Here is an 18,639-nt window from a genome sequence, read left to right on the forward strand (position 1 = left end):
CCTCTTATCGAATGGCCAAATCAACCAACCGAAAACAACTGGCACTCCCAACCAAGCTAGCAAAACACACCACATTTCAAACCAAAAGAGCCGAAACTTGGTGCGTCCATTTCCATGCCTTGTTATGTAGAAGGAGGTACGAACTGATAAGCCTCTTTAGTTTCCTTATTTAACAATACAATTTCACTGAATTGATACAAAAAACAGACAGCTAACTCCGACTCTTGCATCGATTTAATTATTGCTCGATTATGAACTCGCCTAACGACCAAAATCATCATCAAAACAATAGGTATTGCTGCAATTGAGTAAATTAATTCATTAAAGATAAATATTGCACCAGCTGGTATTAAGAGCGCCATACCTATCGCCAGATATAGAAGTGCTTTAATTATTAACTGCTCATTCTTAAGTGAAATTGCTGAGAAAACTACACCGTTCATCTGTAAAGAGCGGTGATTTATTTCTACTTTCTTAGCATTTATCGCTGTACACAGTTCCTCATGACAATTGAAAGGAAAGCCATCCAGTTCAGAAATAAATTTTTTAAAGCTAAAATCACTTTTTACATGTTGTAATACGTTATTAATATTGGACTCTACAACCACTTTGCGCATCTCTTTCTCCCTTAGACATAACGCTATGTTAAGTACTAACTGACCCCAGCTAAAATAAAATCGCTAACTGTTAGTAGTCTACTTGAACAATGTGCTATTAACTGCTTCCGAACTGAGCCCAATAGCCACCCCAAAATAGGAAATAGCTAATTACTGCGTATAAAAACAGCAACAACTTACTAAACGTCCCAGATAACACTTGTACTTCTCCAGACGGCCACTTAGAGCGCGCCAAGCATATTTGCAAGCCGACAAACAATGAGACTACTGACAGAGATAATTGATGACCAAAACCTAAGTTCGGAGATATCGAATGTATAAACAGTCCCGAAAACTGAACCATTGATATAATTATCACAGCGATGCCAATGTAAAACACAAACAACCTCCAACACCATAGGTGCATAACGCTTATTAGGATCGGTACCTAACCTACCACCAAAAACAAACTTAGAGCAACATAATTATTACATTCCAGCAAGTTATCAAGCAACTAAATCAAACATCTATCGCAATATAATTTACAATGTCATGTACCAATCAGAAAGCGACCTAAACTCCATTTAACCAACGTAACTAGTAAACCCGATGCGAAAACGTTCAGCCCTTTTCTGAGAAAATCTAGGCTTTTATGCAATCGTGTCACTATACGAAAATTTAAATCGCCAATGTTATGGGTTGGTATGAACCCGGCTATCCAGACACCTACAACATATAAATTAAAGTAGTGCAAACCGCACATCAGTATTTTGAGCGACTGCACGCCCCAAACTCGTTATGGGGCAAAATCGTTTTAGTAAAGGTCAACTTGATGACCTTGTGATTGAAATTTACTCAGGATACAGTTCAAAACTGCTTAGGTGGATCACTGACAACGGTGTGGTATTTGCTAACTTAAAGAAATGTGTTCTGAGTTAGTGTTTAACCAACTCTAGGTATAAGGGATGTGTATCAACACGGAGCGAGTAAAAAGCGATTAATTTTGTTCATAGGTCACCTGACTTAAAGGCGTGATCATACGTCAATACCCCGTGGATAGTTGCTATAAAAAAGGGGACAAGCTCAACTTGTAAGATAATTAGGGAACGTTTTATGGATGAAAGGCTAACTCAACCCAGCATGACCTGCGCGCATTCCCCATTGCGCTTCCTTGCTTTATTCTTTAGTGTGATTTTGCTTTTGGGCTGCGCAACTAAGCCTGCCGCTGAAAAAACACCTAGTTTAACGATCCCTTTTGACTCTCAAACACAGCTTGCTCGTGAAGCTCTGCCCTATATCAACAAACACCCAGAGCTTACTGGCTTTTATCCCCTTGGTGATGGGCAAGAGGCTCTTCTAGCTCGTTTAGCACTTATCTATAGTGCTGAGCAAAGCATCGATCTGCAGTACTACATCTACCGTGATGACGACACCAGTTCTTTGATGACCTATGCCCTCTATCAAGCGGCCGAGCGAGGTGTACGTATCCGGTTACTATTAGATGATTGGCAATCACGCGACGATAACTCAATAGCGCAACTCGCCAATCATCCCAACATAAAAATCCGCCTATTCAATTCGTTTGAAAGTCGCAGCGCCCGTGCCTTTGACTTTGTTACCGATTTTGATCGCCTAAACCGGCGCATGCACAACAAGGCACTAATCGCCGACAGCGCTTTTGTCATAACAGGTGGACGTAATATTGGTGACGAATACTTTGGTGCCGATACTTCTGTCGATTTCGGCGACTTTGACCTTCTCATGCTAGGCGAAGCCGTTGCAGATATTGCACTACAATTTGACATTTACTGGAACAGCAAGCCTTCTACCCCGATTGAATTTTTCATCCCCAACGCTCCAGAGCCGACACAAGAGCAGTTGGCAAGCTGGGAAAGAGACCTAAGAGAGACATTTTCAAACACTGAATACGTCAAATCCCTCGAAACCCTCCCACTAACCCAACATATAAAAGATGAGTCGCTAGAGTTCTACTGGGGCAAGGCAGAGGTTCTTTATGACCCTCCGTCGAAGGTATATTCACCGGGCGGCAACAACCTGATGTTGCATCAACTTGGGGCGATATTGGCACAAACTGAGCAAGAGCTGCTGCTTATTTCACCCTACTTTGTCCCAACCAAACAGGGAACGCAAGCGATGATCGATGCGGCTCAAGAAGGCATTGATATAACAATCATAACCAATTCGCTGGCGTCTAATGATGTGTTTGCTGTCCACGGTTGGTATGCAAAGTACCGAAAGCCTCTTCTCTCGGGCGGGGTAAAGATCTACGAGGTCAAGGTGGACCCCAGCTTCAAAAAAAACTCGTCTTGGCTGGGTAGCTCCCGTACAAGCCTGCATGCAAAAACTTTTCTTATCGACCGCAAAGGTTTATTCGTCGGTTCATTTAATTTTGATCCTCGTTCAGCCTATCTCAATACGGAAATGGGCGTGCTTATCGAATCCGAAGAGTTTGGTGAGCTTGTCTATCAGGACTTTGAGCGCAAACTGCGCAATGAAACCTACCGACTGGCGCTTGGCTATGACCACAAACTCGAATGGCATAATGACGTGACGGGTGAAACCCAGCATTCAGAACCTGATGCGAGCTTATGGTTAAGGTTCTCGGCTTGGCTAGCGGGAATATTGCCGATAGAAAAGCAGCTATAAATTCAAAAATAGAACTGGTGCATATACTCACCAGCCACACTCGAGGGCCTATAGTCAATGTAATCTAACCCCGCAGGAAATACGTGGCAAGCCCTCGTTTATAACTGCCTGGTAAGTATAACCGTGGCCACCACTATCCTAGACTTTATGCCAATGCTGGGACCAAAAATAGCATAGCGATAAAAGCACTAACCTTCGACACGAGAACCATGATTATCAATTCTCCAGCCTCAGCTTCTGTCTCTTTTTGCAACAAATAAAATAGCGCCACCCAAGACAAAATGAGACCAATGTATGGAATGAAACCCGCGAGCGAAGAGAAAAAACATACTTTAATTATCGCAAAATAACTGCAGTATGCACTATTTAAGGGTATACCTGCATAGGCAGAAGAGCACTTCATACCTAGCCACAAAAAACTGAGCCAAAAATTACGTTTAGCAACAATGCCATCAGGATTATTAGTAAATCCACAACTACCTCTAACATATAAAACAGATACTGTCACATTCCGCAACATCATCCACCTAATTTTGTCGGCATATTACCATATGGTTCTGTTAGGGTGCATACTCGAACTAATTTATAGCTAAAATAAGATTTGGACTCGATAACTCATAGTGACTAACACTGATCTCAAGCTAATCAATATCCGCCCCCTCCCCCCCCCTCTTTCATGCCTCTTTGCGCAGTTAAAGAGGATAAAGGCAAAGTTAAGTTACAAGCTTCTGATAATTGTGTGCTGTTTTAGTAAAAGTGAATCCTGTGCGGGAGTAAAAACGATGAGATTCATTCCTATCGATGTTTGACCGCACAACGAGGTGTTTGAGCTCATTTGACTTGGCCCATTGTTCTGCCGCGTTGACAAGTACTTTACCTATGCCATGTTGTCTTAAGCGAGTATCAACAACTAGCGCTGTTATTTCGCCCTTGTATCCTGTTCCAAGAAATATTCGTTTTTCAACAACAATCCACCCACAAACCACATCGTTTAACCTTGCTAAATACATCTCATGGTTAGGCGACTTTTGAATGTCGCTTACCCATCGCTCGGTTTCATCTAAAGTTGCACTATGACCCCATTCAATCGTTAAACCCTGAATCGCATTAAGATCACTATCTTGTGGTGCTGATACTGTCAATTTCATCGTTCTTCCTACACCGCCATTTGTTGTGTTTGCTATGGCTCATTGTCAATGGGGCCACGGGATAAGAAATGTTAGGCGAACATCAATTACACTAATTACTCGCAATACCAAAGGCTGAGCAAGCGAATTTATATTCTATTGCTCAGCCAAGCGCTATCTGCACATCCAAATATGGTTTTTCAGCCCTATATCTTCTGACACTTGATGAAGATGAAGTTCGGATTATTGGCAAGATAGTGGTATGTTTCACTATCCATATCTTTCACTTTTTCGTCTACTTCGCCCTCTGAAATTTGCGTAATCGCTAGACCATTTTGCGTTAAGGCATTGGTGATCTCGGTTAATGAGCGGCGGTAGAATTGGACTTGCACGGGCTTACCCACTGTATCCCATTCTTGCTGAACCAACTCGCGCTCAAAGTAGTTTCCTGATTTGGAGCACTCAAAATCTGCAAATGGATGATGGGTAGAGAACACAAATGAGCCGCCAGTTTTGAGGATACGATGGACATCACTGAAAAGCGGGTTGAGATCTCCAAGATAATGAACCATCAGAGGTGAGATCACCAAGTCAGCACTGGCATCAGTTTCATTTGGAAGGCCCTTTGACAAGTCCTGCACATAAGCCTCGACTCTATTACTAACACCAGCGAGTTCAGCCTTTTTTGCAACCAGTTGAACCATCTCTTCGGCATAATCAATACAAGTGACTTTCGCCGCGCCTTGTGCGAGGAGGTATTGAGCGTAAACCCCTGAGCCGCAGCCTAGATCGACCACATTGAGGTTTACCAATGGCGGTAGCATTGATTGAAGCGTTGGTCGCTCCAAGTTTGCATTGTAAATATTGTCTTGAATAGCCTCGTCATACTCACTAGCAAATGTCGAGTACATATCTGACTTCATTGTATTTTTCCTCTTTAGCATCATTAGGAGTAAAAATTGGGCGGGGATTATACAAGAAAAAAACAGCCACAACACCGATTAATATGTAAGCAATGCTATTGATCACCTGTTCGAAATAGCGAAGAATTTATAGTCGCTTTGATTGAGATAAATTAGGCCATCGAGAATCCTAGCTCGACTGAAGTTAACACGAAAGATGACACTTCTGTGCTAGCGCAAGCAGTTCGCTTGCTCCAATGGCTGAAATTGCCCATCGCAGACTTTATCGTTGGAGATTGTACAAATCGTAATACCCTCTTGGCTTTGGCTACCTTGGATAACTCTATCGCCATTTCGATCCCAAGCACTAGATTGTCCGGCTGTACTCCAACCCCCAGTCTCTCCGACAAAATTAGATAACACCACCGGCAGATTACACTTACTCGCGATGCTTGATAGCAAGTCACTATCAGCGGCAAATCCATTTTTTGAAATCAGAGCACTAACAAGATAAACATCGACGTGAGAGGCTTGCGCATCTAGCGAATGACGGGGCTCGGTAAAATCAGCACAGACCGCGAGCGCAAACTTCATTTGGCCAATGGTAAAACTGTAATTTTCATCGCCAGCCAAACAGAATTCACTTTCACCCTGGTGTAGATACTGCTTTCGATAGTAATCAACCTCACCGCTCGGGTGAAAAATCATCGCACTGATATAAGGCTTTGGCTGACCGCTTGCTAAGGGGCAGCCAGCGATAACCGTTAAGCCATTGGCAACTGCAATGTCAGAGAGCTCTTGAACTGGCGAAGATGATGGGGTTACTGCCAACTCATTCAACCGCTCAAGCTCATAACCGGTTAACGATAACTCAGGAAACACAATAATGTTTGCCCCTAGGCTTACAGCACTGGCACAGAACGCTTCGTGCCTTTTAACGTTGTCGGAGATATTCCCTTTCACAGCACGATATTGAGCCAATGCCACCCTTACTTCACTCTTCATTAAGCTTAACCAAAGTAATAAAAACAAGCCGTTATGCTACCATGCGCATTATCAACGCACATTACAAACTTCATTAGCGTCCACATCTTGGTTAAAGGCCGTTTTCACTTCTTTTGACCATAAAGGCAAGCCATGATTACTCATCAAGACTTAAGGCCCCCTCTTGGTCAATCGCGTTGCCGGTAAGCCACTTATTTAACGCCTCCTCCAGCGCTTTCTTATTTATTGGCTTGGTCAGATAGTCATCCATTCCTGCCTCCAGACACTTGTCCTTATCCCCCTGCATCGCATTCGCCGTCATGGCAATCACTGGAATGTCGTGGCGTATGTTGGCGTTATCACGGTTGCGTATTTCGCGTGTCGCTTCGTAGCCATCCATCTCGGGCATTAAGCAGTCCATAAACACCAAGTCGTAATCAACTTGGCTGCGTAAGGCCGCTAGCGCCTCGATACCACTTTTGGCTTTATCGGACTTGATCCCGTGCTTGGTTAGCAGTGACTGCAACACTATCTGGTTAGTCGTGACGTCATCGACAATTAGCACCCTTGCATCAAACTGAGCTTTGGTGCCCTGGCTCTCTTTGGTCACCAGACTCGCTGGCGGATGACTTCCATCTAAACCTGACACCTTCTCAAGCACACTGAGTAAATCTGCTTGCTGCATCGGCTTGGTGAGATAGCCGGAAAAACCGGAGCTTTGCAGCAACTGGGCATCGCCTCGCTGGGCGACGGAAGAGAACATGACTAACTTGGTCTGTTTGAGATTTTCTTGAGCTCGAATTCGTTTTGACAAACCAATACCATCCATCTCAGGCATTTGATAATCCAGTATCGCTATCGAGTATGGTTGGCCTTTGTCTGCCGCTTGTCCCAACTTCTCAAGCGCTTGCACACCGCTTGAGGCAAGGGTATGTGGGATCTGCCAGCGTTCAAGCAGTTGTGTCATCAAGTTTAGGTTAGTCTCGTTGTCATCCACGACTAGCACACGTTGATCTTTTAAGTTACCACTCGGTAAATAGACCACACTATCTTGAGCGGAGTACTCTAGATTAATGGTAAACCAGAAGGTCGAGCCCTGCCCTATCGTGCTGGTAACGCCAATTTCGCCGCCCATCATCTCCGATAGAGTCTTACTGATGGCCAACCCCAAGCCAGTCCCGCCATACTTGCGTGTTGTCGAGCTGTCTGCCTGAGAAAAGCGTGAGAATAACTTTCTTTTCTGCTCCTCACTGATGCCGATTCCGGTATCTTTTATCTCAAAGCGCACTAGGGTGTTGTTATCTCCACGCGGTTCAAGGCTGACATAAACAGCCACTTCCCCCTGTTCAGTAAACTTGATCGCATTATTGACTAGGTTATTCAAGATCTGCCGAATACGACCAGGGTCGCCGCGATAACAGCGCCCTGACATTGGGGTCGCGGGACAGATCAAATGGATCCCTTTCTGCTCAGCGGCAAAATAGAGCATTGCACCAATATCCTCGACCAACTCCGCAAGATCGAAATCGATCACCTCAAGATCAATCTTGCCCGCTTCAATTTTCGAGAAATCAAGGATATCGTTGATGATCGATAGCAGCGACTCAGCACTGTTTTTTGCTGTCTCTGTCATACGTTGCTGCTGCTCATCAAGGGGAGTATCAAGCAGCAAATTGGTCATGCCAATCACACCGTTCATCGGCGTGCGGATCTCATGGCTCATGGTCGAAAGAAATTCGGATTTGGCCAGCGCTGCGGCCTCGGCTCTCTCACTCTCCTCACGCAGTTTGTCGTTGTACTCACGCATTTTGTGGTCACTTTCAACCAAACTCGATGCCATCTCTTTTAACCCACTGGTTAGCTGAGCAATCTCATCGCGACCAAACCGATGGCGACTCGAGTTGAGCGTTTCAAGCCCTCGCTCTAATTGACCAAGCGTAACCTGAAGGGTCGCATCAAGCAGTAATCCTATCCGACGTTTGACTCGGTTTGATGCCCACAATGCGATAGTTAGCGCGATAACGGCAGTCAAGAAGGTACCAAGAAACAGCACCAACGTGGTTTGGTTCGCCGACATTTGTGACTTCGTGATCCTGATTGCGATCAAATCGCGCTCAATTTCAATAAAAGTAGCAATATGCTCGCGGATCTCATCAACAATGGCTTTGCCATTTTGCTCACGAACCAGGTCAATCACACTTTGCATTGGCTGCTGACCTTCGCGAACAGCACGCCGTAGCTCTATCTCATTACGGCCAGCCTCTAACAGCCAGCGATCGTGCAAGCCATCTATCACCTTGAGTCGCTCTACTTGTGGTGGGTTATCACTGACCTGTACCGATAACACCTGGATTTTTTCATCCCATAGCTGCAAAGATTTATGATAAGGCTCGAGAAACACCTCCTCTCCGGTGATCAGAAAGCCTCGCTTGCCGGTCTCTTTATCAACAATCAGGCTGAGCAACTCCTGCGCACGCGCAATGGCTTTATGGGTATGAGTCACCCAATCATTATCTTCAACCATCGACTGAGTATTTTTGTGCACCGCGACCGACACCGCTAGGATCAAAAAGACTGGAATCGAGAAGCATGCCAAGATTTTGTTTCGGATCGATAGATCATCAAACCGACGACTAAATATAGACATAATATCCCTGTGGTTACTTTACTCATTAACAGGCAGTCTAGGATATAAGTCAGCGGTTTAAACTAACTTCACACTACTTACCAAACAAGCACTAAACCACTAACAACTCCGCACTTCCGATACAGCACCGCACTCACGGTGCAACATATGATCCAAGTAAGATTTGAGTCTCCAGTGAGTAGCGGCTCCCACTTCAGCTCGTTCGTTATTGCCTTAAATCCCGCCGGGCTTTAACCTAGAGCAGCTGTATAAAAAACAACCAGCAGATACACAAGCAAGAGAGGTCATGCAATGAAAGGACTCATTGGATTCATCGTGCTCTTTTTCATCACAGGGTGCGACAGTGATGATGCTTCTGCTGTCAGGGAGCTTGATCTTAACAGTGGCAACGTTATTCAGTATCAACACGATGTTGATCGTGATTACTATCTAGGACAAAGATTTCGCACTAGCTATATTTTTGTCGACAACCAAACGGTACTGAGTGTTGACTCACTGATTACTGATAACCAGTATTATCGGTTTGTTTATGACCCTAGCTTAGAACTGCAACTCGACGTTGAGGCAGCGCTGCACATTTTTCCAGCTGGCACACCACAAGATGTTCTGACTCGCTGGGTAGAAACGATGGGGAATGGACAGAGCCAACCGACTCTTGATCATCAATCTTTTGCAATTGATATAGAAATCTCAGCGGATCAGTTTTTGCACTTTTTCACAGATACGCAAGGGTCGAACTTCGCTAAACACCAAGTCGCTTTCTCTATCCCAGCACAGAACCGAAGTGGACAGTTTGCACTGTCGGCGATAAGCGAAGAGATGCAAATTGACTACCCAAGCGGTAAAGACTATCCAGTGCAAGCCTTACCCTCACCACGCACCCTAGCAGATTCACAGCGTATAGAGGCCGCCGCACCGCTGCATATCGAAGACAAGTATTATTCAATCCCAGCACGAACTAGTCATCCACAAGCACGTTGGTCAGGGGGTGGATGCATGGTAGGTAGCTCGACCCAGCGCTGGATTTATCCCGACCAAGGCGCGATTCTCTATGTTCGTTACTTTGCATCAACCGATTTCAACAACAGTGCTTGGATTTGGTTTTTTGAGCCTACGGTATCCATTGAAGACTTAAACCGGTATGTTAGCCTCACCAGTTTTGATGACTCAGAGTTAGAGAGTCTCACGCCCATTGGTAAGGTGAAACTGGATACTGATCAAGTGCAGCACATCGACGAATCTTTTGTTGGAACACATAATGGTACGCAAGACAGTGCCATTGAATATGACCTCTACTCGGTGACGTATCGCTTAGATAATGTGGCCAGAGACGGGATTTATCAGCTAGAAGGTTTCGAAGCCACATTCGATATGAGAGTTTACAATCAAGATACGATTGAGGGCTGCCCAATGACTGGCGATGGCGGGGCTGGTGGCGGCGGAAGCGGTATTTAACGACTGCAAGATTGCTAATCTAGAGTTGTGAACATTGCAGCCCGGCAAGTGACGAGCTGCGCTAACCGAGGTTACTTTTTAAAATCCGCAGGTAAGTTTTGGATGTGATCTTGCCAGTCCACCACATCAATCTCATACACCACTTTATTGCGTACACTCTCACCAGCTGCATGCATTGCCGATTTTGACCCGGTAATCAAAGGGTGCCATTCGGGCAAAGGCTTACCCTCTGCGAGCAGGCGATAAGCGCAGGTGTCTGGTAGCCAATGGAACTCATCAATCTTCTCACGAGTCAGCTTTAGACACTCCTCACCCGAGGTAAAGCGGTTCGGGTAATCCTTACACGCACACGTCTTACTATTGAGCCAGCTACACGCTACATTGGTGTAGTAAACCTCATCGGTGTCCTCATCCATCAATTTGTGCAAGCAACACTTACCACAGCCATCACAAAGCGACTCCCACTCATCATCGGTCATCTCTGCTAAAGACTTTTGCTGCCAAAAATTTGCCATGGGGTGTTCCTACTTACTCAAATTGAAAAACGGCCTGCATATATATACGTTCACCGCTCAAAGTGCAAGCAACTCTGTCGTCACTACAAACTAATACTAGCAACACCGGCACAATAAATGATATGCAGAGAGCTTCAACGATCTCCCCTCGCCTCTCGCAGCAACGCGATCCCGCCTCTCGCCTCTTTTCCGCAGGAAAAAGCTTCCCACAAGCAGAAAAATGAAGATAATTGCCCTCCCGATTTATCCTGCTTTGAGGTTTTTATTATGGAATGTCGTTTGGGTTGCGGCGCTTGCTGTATCGCCCCGTCGATCAGTTCACTGGGTAAGCCCGCCAATGTGCGCTGCAAGCATCTTGATGAGAACAATCTATGCAAAATTTTTGGCCAGCCACAACGCCCACGTGTCTGTCATGAATTTAAAGCCGACAAAGATATTTGTGGTAAAACCAATGCGCAGGCAATGGATAACCTTATCTACCTCGAAAAGGTTACCTAGCCCTCTGTCTCACCTGACTGCTCGTCTCAGCGTTGAGAGGTATCTCTAACTTATCCGATTATTTTGCCCTGTTTGCAACTCGTGCTCGTCTAACCCGCTAAATCTTGGCTAGTTTGAAAAAGAATGGACTCATACACGCAAATAAAAGGACTCAACGATGAACAAATACCTAGCAGAACTGATAGGAACATTTTGGCTCGTGCTTGGAGGATGTGGTAGCGCTGTACTTGCCGCTGCATTCCCAGATGTTGGCATCGGCCTGCTTGGTGTCTCACTCGCCTTCGGCCTGACCGTGGTCACCATGGCGTATGCCATCGGTCATATATCAGGCTGTCACCTAAACCCAGCAGTCACTATCGGCCTATGGAGCGGCGGACGCTTTGCGACCAAAGACGTTGTGCCTTATATCATCTTTCAAGTGATCGGTGGTTTACTCGCCGGCGGCGTGTTATATGTCATCGCCTCTGGCCAAGAGGGCTTTGATGTGGTGTCATCCGGCTTCGCCTCCAATGGATTTGGAGAGCACTCACCCGGTCAATACTCGATGCTGGCCGCCTTGGTGTGCGAGATTGTCATGACCATGATGTTCCTAATAATCATTATGGGCGCAACAGACGAGCGTGCCCCTGTAGGCTTCGCCCCTATCGCGATCGGCCTCGGTCTTACTCTTATCCACCTGATTAGTATTCCGGTTACTAACACATCCGTCAATCCTGCGCGCAGCACTGGCGTAGCCCTTTACGTAGGCGACTGGGCACTGTCTCAGTTGTGGCTGTTTTGGGTCGCGCCCATCATTGGCGCGGTGCTGGGTGCAATCGCTTATCGCGTGATTGCGACGAAAGAAGATTAAACCAGTCTCTGATACACAAGGTGTTGCTGACAAAAACACAAAGCCGATTAAGACATCGGCTTTGTGTAAGGACAATAACGTTAGGACAATAACGTTAAGACATAGGGTCAATTAGAAACTATATTTTAAACCTAAACGTAGGGTGTCTTCTTGACCACTAATCTGGTTTGCATAATAAGACGCATAACCCTGAGCGCTAGAATTAATATCGAAATAACCGACCAGCTCAAAACCTTCAACGTCATCAGTAGAGTCAACTTCTTGATAAGTGTACAGTGCAGCGAGTGTGAATTTCTCGGTGAGGTCATAGATCGCCACCAGTTCATACGCGTCAAAGTCATCACCCTCAACTTTGCCCGTTGAGTATGAACCTGCAAAATACAAATCCCCGAAGGTATAGCTAAGGCCCGCTAGGACTTGGTCTTCACTCTCATCTTTAGTTTCACCATCCGGCGTCACATCACCTGCCGAGTATGCTAGACCGAGGTCAAGGCCGAATGGAGTCATGTAAATACCAGCTACACTATATCGGTCTTGACCATCATCAGAGCTAGCCTGGAAACTGGCAGCCACACTAAACGTATCCAGTTCAAGTGCATAAGCAAACACCGCGTCTTGCTGATCACTAGAAGCGGTAATCGCCTGTTGAACTCCCGAAAACTCGGTGGTATCAGTCATATCACTGACAATAACCGCAGCGGTATCTTGACGACCAACCGAGAAAGCACCAACTTGCGTATCAAGACCGGCAAAAATGTAGCGGTTATCGATTTGCTCACTGTCCTCTGAGGTAAATTCTGCCTCCCAGAAAGCAAATGCGGTGACGTCTGATGTCACCTCGCTGCTGCCCTCAACATTGAGCCGAGCACGGCTCAAGTCTTCCATAGTGCCATCGTTCTTGACACCATCAGAACCAATAAAGTCGCCACGAAACTCGACACGACCGCCAACCGCAAGCTCTGTGCCATCATTATCGTAGATGGTTGTCGCAAACGAAGGTGAGGCGATAAGACCGAGCAATACCGCTTTTGCTACCACTGATTTATTCATGTTAATCCCTTTATGATTTTATTTAGTACACATAAGCAACTGCATGAACTTATATCACAACCGCTAACACGAATAATTCCTATTTACCCACCAGTTGATCTAGGTTAAAAAATGATCAATATTGCATTTTTATGACTTCACAAACGGTCTTTTTTTCGCTCTAATAAGGCGCATATAAATGATATAAATATCAATTTATACCCATAAAAACGCCAATAAACGCCACTATTTTGCATATAGCGTAAGAAACCACCAGATGAGCTCACAAATTTTATCGACCTTTCAATGCTAACTAGTGCAACTATATTAACCACTTTCAAGCGACCAAATTTGAATAAAAAAAGGGCTTGAATATATCAAGCCCTCGAACAAATTGATCAATCACCGTCGCACTTAGCGCTCCCAGTATGCCTCTTCCAGGCTATCTTCGCGCTCAGGAAGACCTTTCGATAAGCGTGGCGAGTGCTGGGCTAGCACCTCATAGCTGGCACGGTTTGAGTACTTACACACCTGAGAGAACGACGAGTAAGTCAAGAATGCGTGGGCATGCTTACTTGAGTTTGGCACGTTCTCGCGATGGTATTTGTTCGCCGCCATATCATGCAGCAATGCTGACAATGCCGCGTCGCCTGCACCATTGGTATTTTTGATCTTCTCTGGGCCACCCATATATGGAGCAATGTGTGAGTAAACCTTGATTGGGTTATCGCACAGATCCTTGGCCACCGGACGGCTGAACTCGTAACGGTTAAACTCTGCAATCGAACCTGGCAGCAGTGGCAGCGAGGTTTCACGCTTGCTTTCCTCTTCCGTGTGACCGGCCATAAACAGACCAACCGGACCTGCAGTGCACAGCACCAAATCAACCCACTCTAGGGTCTTGTCAGAGGCCGCTAGCGGATCGGCTTCACCCGTTAGCGCCTCAGCCTCATCTTCGTTCATCGCAACAACCGTCACGTGATCACGCAAGAATGCTTGCCAGTACTCTGGGTCATCTTGGATAACAAACTTGGTACCAAGTGTTAGCACTACTGGCACATCGTACTTTTTCGCGTACTCAATCGCCTTCATCGTCGCCGCTGGCATTGGGTCACCAGATTTACAGCGTACCAGGTACGCGGTAAGCACGAGTGCTGAAGCCGAGGCAAAGATCTCTTCTGGAATGCTCTCTGGGCGAAGTTGGTTCATCTGACCTTCACTGATTGCAAACGTGCGCTCACCTTCTTCGGTGATCAAGGTGAAACAGCGGCCAATCGCACCGTCGACACCCTGCAGGTGGTTAAGATCGACTCGGCTCGAGGTGTTACACAGGTAGCGGTAACCATAGCTGCCAATCTTGATGTCTTGGCTCATCACGCCGAGCAGCGTCGAGCGATCATCGGCAAGTACTGAGTAGTTGTGCAGGGTATTACCAATTGTACCGCCCGCGTATTCATTGGTGATCAGCCCCGATTGCTTCAACTCGTTATACAGCGCCTCGGCGGTTTGATCATCAACCACCAAAGAGTGTCCCTTACTCAGGCCGTATTTTTCAATTAGGTCCGTGGTGACCTTAGCTTCAATATCCACCAAGGTTTGGTCAATACCGATAATGTGGGTACCCGCCATGGTCTTATCTTCTTGAGATTGACTGACTAGTGGGTCACGGGCGTGAACTGGAAAATAGTGCTTTGATTTGCGCTGGCCTGGAAATTTCATTTCGGGTCTGCTCTGGATGAAGAAAAACGGCAGTTTACTCCTCTGTGTGACGTACATCAATTAATCAAATTAACGCAAACGTTTGCTTTATTATTTTACTCAGTTACAATCCGCGTGCCTGAGTAAAAAGGCCCTGTTAAGGAGTGGTAGGGACAAGGCGAAACACAGGAGAATTGTGATTTCGATCTCGGAACTGTCACCCTGAAATAGTTTCTGTTAGAATCACCGTCCAGTTAAATCTAGTGGTGTTAAGTAATGTCAGAAAACCGTTCTGCTAACAGCGATAAAAAAGTAATTGTCGGTATGTCCGGCGGTGTAGATTCGTCTGTTTCTGCCTACCTTTTGAAGCAACAAGGTTACCAGGTAGAAGGCCTGTTCATGAAGAACTGGGAAGAAGACGACAATGAAGAATACTGTACAGCTGCAGAAGACCTTGCCGATGCTCAGGCGGTCTGTGACAAGCTGGGTATTCACCTACACACCATCAACTTTGCTGCCGAGTACTGGGACAACGTGTTTGAGTACTTCCTCGCTGAATACAAAGCAGGTCGTACCCCGAACCCAGATATTCTGTGTAACAAAGAGATCAAATTCAAAGCCTTCTTGGACTTTGCAGACGACGTGCTCGATGCTGACTACATCGCAATGGGTCACTACGTGCGTCGCTCATTCCCTGAGAATGGCGAAAAGCCGCAAATGCTGCGCGGCTTAGACGGCAATAAAGATCAAAGTTACTTCCTTTATACTCTGAGCAGCGACCAAGTGGCACGCAGCCTCTTCCCGGTCGGTGATCTAGAAAAACCAGAAGTACGCCGTATTGCTGAAGAGCAAGACTTGATCACAGCTAAGAAGAAAGACTCAACCGGCATCTGTTTTATCGGTGAGCGCAAATTTACAGACTTCTTGTCTCGCTATTTGCCAGCGCAACCGGGTAAAATTGAAACGCCTGAGGGTAAAGAAATTGGTGAGCACCAAGGTCTGATGTACCACACGCTAGGTCAACGTAAAGGCCTGCACATCGGTGGACAGAAAGGCGGCGGTGGTAACGAAGAGCCGTGGTATGTAGCAGACAAAGATCTTGAGCGTAACGTACTGATTGCAGTGCAAGGCGCCGATCACCCGCTGCTTAAATCGAACGGCCTGGTTGCATCTCAGTTGCACTGGGTTGACCGCAGCGCCATCACAGAACCGTTCAAGTGCTCAGTGAAAACGCGTTATCGTCAAACCGACATCCCTTGTACTGTCGTTCCTGTGGATGAGAACACCATCAAGGTGCTATTTGATGACCCACAAGTTGCTGTGACCCCTGGTCAATCAGCGGTGTTCTACCAGGGCGAGGTTTGTCTTGGTGGCGGTATCATCGAAGAGCGCATCTAAACCCTTGGCTATCGCCAGCTAGGCTGGCGATAGAGGTTAGAGATTTTTGATTGTTAGCTAGTTAGTTTTTAAGGAGAAGTAAAACGTGGCACATGATCTATACGACCGCACGATTGCCTTTGCCGGCATCTGCCAAGCAGTATCCCTCGTCCAAGAAGTGGCCAAGAATGGGACCTGCGACTCCGCCGCGTTTGAAACTTCCCTAAAAGCGATCCTCAATGTAAACCCAAGCAGCACGCTTGGCGTTTATGGCCGCGAGTCAGACCTGCGTCTGGGTCTGGAGTGTCTGGTCAAGGGGATCGATAACTCGCCAGCGGGTAGCGAAATCACCCGATATATCATCAGTTTGATGGCGCTTGAGCGTAAACTGCATGCCCGTCGTGACTCTATGGCACAACTGGGCGACCGCTTAAGCATGCTTGAACGCCAACTCGATCATTATGACCTCTTTGATGAGCAGATGATCAGCAACCTCGCCAGCGTCTATCTGGATGTGATCAGCCCAATTGGTCCTCGCATTCAAGTGACCGGCACCCCAGCGGTCTTGCAACAGACCGGCACGCAGCAGCGTGTGCGTGCCCTGCTCCTTTCAGGAATTCGCAGCGCGGTACTGTGGCGTCAAGTGGGCGGAAAACGCCGCCACCTAATTTTCAGTCGTAAGAAAATGGTTGAGCAAGCGCAAATCTTGCTCGCCCGTATGTGATCGACTAAACCTATCTTAACCTCAACACTCAGGAGAACAACATGGAACTGTCAGCACTGACTGCTGTTTCACCGGTAGATGGCCGTTACGGCAGTAAAACGATTGCGTTGCGTAGCATTTTTAGTGAGTTTGGCCTTCTAAAGTACCGCACTATCGTTGAAATCCGTTGGCTACAGAAGCTTGCGGCAACTGCAGAGATCGCAGAAGTACCTGCATTTAGCGCTGAAGCAAACCAATTCCTAGACGACGTGGCAGCGAACTTCAGCGAAGAAGACGCGGCGCGCATCAAAGAGATCGAGCGCACAACGAACCACGACGTGAAAGCGGTTGAGTACTTCCTGAAAGAGAAAGTTGCGGGCGTTCCTGAACTGCACGCAGTAAACGAATTTATTCACTTTGCTTGTACCTCTGAAGACATCAATAACACCTCACACGCGCTAATGCTTAAAGAAGCGCGCGAGACGGTAATTCTTCCAGAGATCAAGAACATCATCGATGCTATCAAAGCATTGGCGGTTGAGTACCGTGATATCCCGCTACTATCACGTACCCACGGTCAGCCAGCATCTCCATCAACGATGGGTAAAGAGATGGCGAACGTTGCATACCGTATGGAACGTCAATACAAGCAGATTGAAGCGGTTGAAATTCTTGGTAAGATCAACGGCGCAGTCGGTAACTACAACGCACACCTATCGGCTTACCCTGAGCTAGACTGGCATAAGTTCTCGCAAGAGTTCATCACTGAATCTCTAGGCGTAACTTGGAACCCGTTCACCACTCAAATCGAACCACACGATTACATCGCTGAGCTGTTCGACGCGATTGCACGCTTCAACACTATCCTGATCGACTTCGATCGTGACGTGTGGGGCTACATCGCACTGGGTCACTTCAAGCAGAAGACTATTGCTGGCGAGATCGGCTCTTCAACCATGCCGCACAAAGTTAACCCAATCGACTTTGAAAACTCAGAGGGTAACCTAGGTCTGGCAAACGCCGTATTTGGTCACCTAGCACAGAAGCTGCCTATCTCTCGCTGGCAGCGTGACCTAACCGACTCTACGGTTCTACGTAACCTAGGTGTGGGTGTGGGCTACGCGATCATCGCTTACACTTCAACGCTGAAAGGTATCAGCAAGCTCGAAGTGAACCGCGAAGCGCTACTGGCTGAGCTAGACCAAAACTGGGAAGTACTGGCTGAGCCTGTACAAACTGTGATGCGTCGCTACGGCATCGAGAAGCCATACGAGAAGCTAAAAGAGCTAACTCGCGGTAAGCGCGTAGACGGCGAAGCGATGCGTAACTTCATCGACGGCCTTGAGCTCCCTGAAGCTGAAAAAGTGCGTCTAAAACAGATGACACCAGCGAACTACATCGGTCAAGCAATTGAGCTGACTGACGAGCTGTAATTTTTAAGCGTCAATCGTAATTAGTAAGCCCAGCGAAAGCTGGGCTTTTTTGTTGCCAATCAAAATCGAGACAAAGTGAGGAAACTCTGCTTCAAAGGACCTCTAGCGTCTACTTATCCATCTTTGCTACGTTGGCACCTATAAAAAAGGATGTATCG

At 46.6% G+C, this 18,639-nt stretch carries 15 protein-coding genes; 7 read left to right on the plus strand and 8 right to left on the minus strand.

Going from position 1 to position 18,639, the window contains the following annotated elements; all coding sequences use genetic code 11:
- Positions 1-122 precede the first annotated feature (122 nt).
- The gene (locus ACSTTG_RS01210; RefSeq protein ID WP_438473572.1) at positions 123-617 is read right to left on the minus strand and encodes a hypothetical protein; all 495 of its coding nucleotides are present in this window, start codon (positions 615-617) and stop codon (positions 123-125) included.
- 1,119 nt (positions 618-1,736) lie between these two features.
- Between ACSTTG_RS01210 and ACSTTG_RS01215 the strand changes: the two genes are divergently transcribed.
- Positions 1,737-3,263, plus strand: coding sequence for a phospholipase D family protein (locus tag ACSTTG_RS01215; protein WP_438473900.1), 1,527 nt, complete (start codon positions 1,737-1,739; stop codon positions 3,261-3,263).
- Between the two features lie 713 nt (positions 3,264-3,976).
- Here ACSTTG_RS01215 and ACSTTG_RS01220 read toward each other — a convergent pair.
- The 4 genes from ACSTTG_RS01220 to ACSTTG_RS01235 all read right to left on the minus strand — a co-directional run bounded on the left by ACSTTG_RS01220 (position 3,977) and on the right by ACSTTG_RS01235 (position 8,923).
- Positions 3,977-4,411 carry a GNAT family N-acetyltransferase gene (locus ACSTTG_RS01220; RefSeq protein WP_438473573.1) on the minus strand — a complete coding sequence of 145 codons (435 nt, stop codon included), beginning with the start codon at positions 4,409-4,411 and terminating at the stop codon, positions 3,977-3,979.
- Between the two features lie 185 nt (positions 4,412-4,596).
- Positions 4,597-5,313, minus strand: a complete 717-nt coding sequence (locus ACSTTG_RS01225; protein WP_438473575.1) for a class I SAM-dependent methyltransferase — start codon at positions 5,311-5,313, stop codon at positions 4,597-4,599.
- Between the two features lie 210 nt (positions 5,314-5,523).
- Positions 5,524-6,297 carry a carbon-nitrogen hydrolase family protein gene (locus ACSTTG_RS01230; RefSeq protein ID WP_438473576.1) on the minus strand — a complete coding sequence of 258 codons (774 nt, stop codon included), beginning with the start codon at positions 6,295-6,297 and terminating at the stop codon, positions 5,524-5,526.
- 136 nt (positions 6,298-6,433) lie between these two features.
- Positions 6,434-8,923 carry a hybrid sensor histidine kinase/response regulator gene (locus ACSTTG_RS01235; RefSeq protein ID WP_438473577.1) on the minus strand — a complete coding sequence of 830 codons (2,490 nt, stop codon included), beginning with the start codon at positions 8,921-8,923 and terminating at the stop codon, positions 6,434-6,436.
- A gap of 291 nt (positions 8,924-9,214) precedes the next feature.
- Between ACSTTG_RS01235 and ACSTTG_RS01240 the strand changes: the two genes are divergently transcribed.
- The gene (locus tag ACSTTG_RS01240; RefSeq protein WP_438473578.1) at positions 9,215-10,378 is read left to right on the plus strand and encodes a hypothetical protein; all 1,164 of its coding nucleotides are present in this window, start codon (positions 9,215-9,217) and stop codon (positions 10,376-10,378) included.
- Between the two features lie 71 nt (positions 10,379-10,449).
- Here ACSTTG_RS01240 and ACSTTG_RS01245 read toward each other — a convergent pair whose 3' ends face one another.
- Positions 10,450-10,893, minus strand: coding sequence for a YcgN family cysteine cluster protein (locus ACSTTG_RS01245; RefSeq protein ID WP_438473579.1), 444 nt, complete (start codon positions 10,891-10,893; stop codon positions 10,450-10,452).
- Between the two features lie 267 nt (positions 10,894-11,160).
- On the opposite strand from ACSTTG_RS01245, the gene ACSTTG_RS01250 reads away from it, so the two are divergent.
- On the plus strand, positions 11,161-11,391 hold the full coding sequence (locus tag ACSTTG_RS01250; RefSeq protein ID WP_438473580.1) for a YkgJ family cysteine cluster protein: 231 nt from the start codon (positions 11,161-11,163) through the stop codon (positions 11,389-11,391).
- Between the two features lie 157 nt (positions 11,392-11,548).
- Positions 11,549-12,241, plus strand: a complete 693-nt coding sequence (aqpZ, locus tag ACSTTG_RS01255; protein ID WP_438460776.1) for an aquaporin Z — start codon at positions 11,549-11,551, stop codon at positions 12,239-12,241.
- A gap of 111 nt (positions 12,242-12,352) precedes the next feature.
- Here the strand turns inward: aqpZ and ACSTTG_RS01260 are convergent, their stop codons facing one another.
- Positions 12,353-13,291 (minus strand): porin, encoded by a 939-nt coding sequence (locus ACSTTG_RS01260; RefSeq protein WP_438473581.1) that lies wholly within the window; start codon positions 13,289-13,291, stop codon positions 12,353-12,355.
- Between the two features lie 393 nt (positions 13,292-13,684).
- On the minus strand, positions 13,685-14,989 hold the full coding sequence (locus tag ACSTTG_RS01265; protein WP_438473582.1) for an inosine/guanosine kinase: 1,305 nt from the start codon (positions 14,987-14,989) through the stop codon (positions 13,685-13,687).
- Between the two features lie 255 nt (positions 14,990-15,244).
- Here ACSTTG_RS01265 and mnmA point away from each other — a divergent pair, with 255 nt between their 5' ends.
- The 3 genes from mnmA (at position 15,245) to purB (ending at position 18,481) form a co-directional block, all read left to right on the plus strand.
- Positions 15,245-16,366 carry a tRNA 2-thiouridine(34) synthase MnmA gene (gene mnmA / locus ACSTTG_RS01270; RefSeq protein WP_438460773.1) on the plus strand — a complete coding sequence of 374 codons (1,122 nt, stop codon included), beginning with the start codon at positions 15,245-15,247 and terminating at the stop codon, positions 16,364-16,366.
- An 85-nt stretch (positions 16,367-16,451) separates the two neighbouring features.
- The gene (gene hflD / locus ACSTTG_RS01275) at positions 16,452-17,069 is read left to right on the plus strand and encodes a high frequency lysogenization protein HflD (RefSeq protein WP_438473583.1); all 618 of its coding nucleotides are present in this window, start codon (positions 16,452-16,454) and stop codon (positions 17,067-17,069) included.
- A 41-nt stretch (positions 17,070-17,110) separates the two neighbouring features.
- Complete coding sequence (purB, locus tag ACSTTG_RS01280; RefSeq protein WP_438473584.1) at positions 17,111-18,481, plus strand: adenylosuccinate lyase; 1,371 nt, start codon at positions 17,111-17,113, stop codon at positions 18,479-18,481.
- Positions 18,482-18,639 lie beyond the last annotated feature (158 nt).

It is taken from the genome of Vibrio glycogenivorans (assembly GCF_051660965.1).
GTDB lineage: Bacteria > Pseudomonadota > Gammaproteobacteria > Enterobacterales > Vibrionaceae > Vibrio.